The sequence below is a fragment of the Gordonia sp. VNK21 genome, assembly GCF_046098115.1.
Lineage (GTDB): Bacteria > Actinomycetota > Actinomycetes > Mycobacteriales > Mycobacteriaceae > Gordonia.
Genome location: NZ_JBJURU010000009.1, coordinates 4,175 through 6,008, shown reverse-complemented (window position 1 = coordinate 6,008; position 1,834 = coordinate 4,175). Strand labels below are relative to the sequence as shown.

Genomic DNA, 1,834 nt, shown 5'->3' with positions numbered 1-1,834 from the left:
GAGGTGCTGGCGCTGGATCCGCAGCTGGTGCTGCTCGACAACTTCGAGCCGTGGGAGACCCAGATGGCGGTCCAGCGCCGGGACAGCCGCAATCCCGGCACCAAGCTGGAGTCGTCGGGCGGGCTGAGTCTGGACATGGCTCTGGACTATGCGCGCACCGGCGTCGATTACCTGGCGGTCGGCGCCCTCACCCATTCGGTCACCGCCCTGGATCTCGGCCTGGACTGGTGAGTCGGGGAGCTGCGGCAACGTCGTCACCGGGACGCCGCTGCGCGGCTACCATCGGGCCATGAGGCTGCTGACCCCGGTCGATCACGCCCTGCTGCGCATGGAGTCGCCGCGCACGCCCATGCACATCGGCGCTCTGGCGATCTTCCGGCTGCCGCCGGGCGCACCGCACGACTTCGTCCGGCAGGTCTACCGCGCCTTCTCCGCCCTGGCCTTTCTGCCCTTCCCGTACGACAGCAGGCTCGCCGGTCTGCCGCTCGCCGACGCCGCGTACTGGAAGAAGACCGAACCCGATCCCACCTACCACGTCCGGCTCGATGCACTGCCCTCACCGGGTGGGGAGGCCGAGCTCGGTGCGCTGGTCGAACGCCTGCATTCGCGGCCACTCGACCTGACCCGGCCGCTGTGGGAGGCGCATGTGATCGAAGGGCTCGAGAACGATCGTTTCGCCTTCTACTTCAAGGCCCACCATTGTGCGACCGACGGCGGCGCCGCCGTCGAGACCATCAAATCGTGGCTGAGCACCGACCCGGAGGCCGGGCCCCCCACCGGTGGGGAGGTCGACACCAGCGGTGACCTCAGCCTGCTGCAGCGGCTGACGATTCTTCCGCGGCGGGTCACCGAGGGCACACTCGCCACCGCCGCCCTGCTGCCCAAGCTGCTCGGCATGTCCGTGGGGCCGGAGAGTTTCGTGCGGGCCGCGGCCCGCACGCCGAGCTCGGTGCTGAACACCCGGCTCGGCCCGCACCGCCGGGTCGCCGTCGAACAGGTGCCGCTGGCCACCCTCAAGCAGTTCGCCTCGGCGGCCGGCACCACGGTGAACGACGTGGTTCTCGCGGCGGTCGGCGGTGCGGTTCGGCGGTATCTGGCGGAGTTGTCGGCGCTGCCGGAGGCCAGCCTCACCGCGTCGGTGCCGATCGGGCTGAGCCGCGATCAGCAGACCCGGAACGCGGCCACGGGCTTCGTCACCCCGCTGGGCACCGACGTCGACGACCCGCTGCGGCGGCTGGCGACGGTGGCCGCCCACACCCGCCGCGGCAAACAGGACGTCGACGGACTCAGCCGCAGTTCTCAGGACTATTTCGCGCTGATCGGGATGACCCCGCTGCTGCTGGCGCAGCATGCCGGGCTGGCCACCCGGCTGCCGCGGCTGTTCAACTTCACGGTCTCCAATGTGGTGCTGGGCCGGGAGAAGCGGTATCTGCTCGGCGCCGAACTCGAGTACGTCGTCCCCATCTCGTTCCTGGTCGACGGCTACGGCCTCAACGTGACCCTGATCGGGTACGCCGATTCGGTGACGCTCGGCTTCGTCGGCTGCCGGGACACGTTGCCGCATCTGCAGCGGCTCGCCGAGTACACGCGGTCGGCGGTCGCCGAGCTGGTGGCGGCGACCGCCGACGGTCACGGGTAGCCGGTCACCGGTAGTCGATCACCATGCGGCCGTCGATCTCGCCCTTCTCCATCCGGTCGAAGACCTCGTTGATCTCGCCCAGGCCGGTGGTGGCCACCGTCGGGGTGATCAGGCCGCGGGCGTAGAAGTCGATCGCCTCGACCATGGCCTGCCGGGCTAGCTGAAGATGCGGGCGCCGGACTAGTGGGGCTGCCA

Annotated in this window: 1 protein-coding gene and 2 pseudogenes; 2 read left to right on the top strand and 1 reads right to left on the bottom strand. The window is 70.1% G+C overall.

All coding sequences use genetic code 11. The features are described from left to right. Positions 1–231: pseudogene (locus ACJMNC_RS10990) on the top strand (nicotinate-nucleotide diphosphorylase (carboxylating)); the annotation flags it as partial. Between the two features lie 58 nt (positions 232–289). Next, positions 290–1,639, top strand: coding sequence for a WS/DGAT/MGAT family O-acyltransferase (locus tag ACJMNC_RS10985; protein ID WP_408947998.1), 1,350 nt, complete (start codon positions 290–292; stop codon positions 1,637–1,639). 4 nt (positions 1,640–1,643) lie between these two features. Here ACJMNC_RS10985 and ACJMNC_RS10980 read toward each other — a convergent pair. After that, positions 1,644–1,834: pseudogene (locus ACJMNC_RS10980) on the bottom strand (zinc-dependent alcohol dehydrogenase); the annotation flags it as partial.

Coding starts and splice junctions, on each gene's coding strand:
- ACJMNC_RS10985 (WP_408947998.1), top strand. CDS start 290: ATGAGGCTGCTGACCCCGGTCGATCACGCCCTGCTGCGCATGGAGTCG.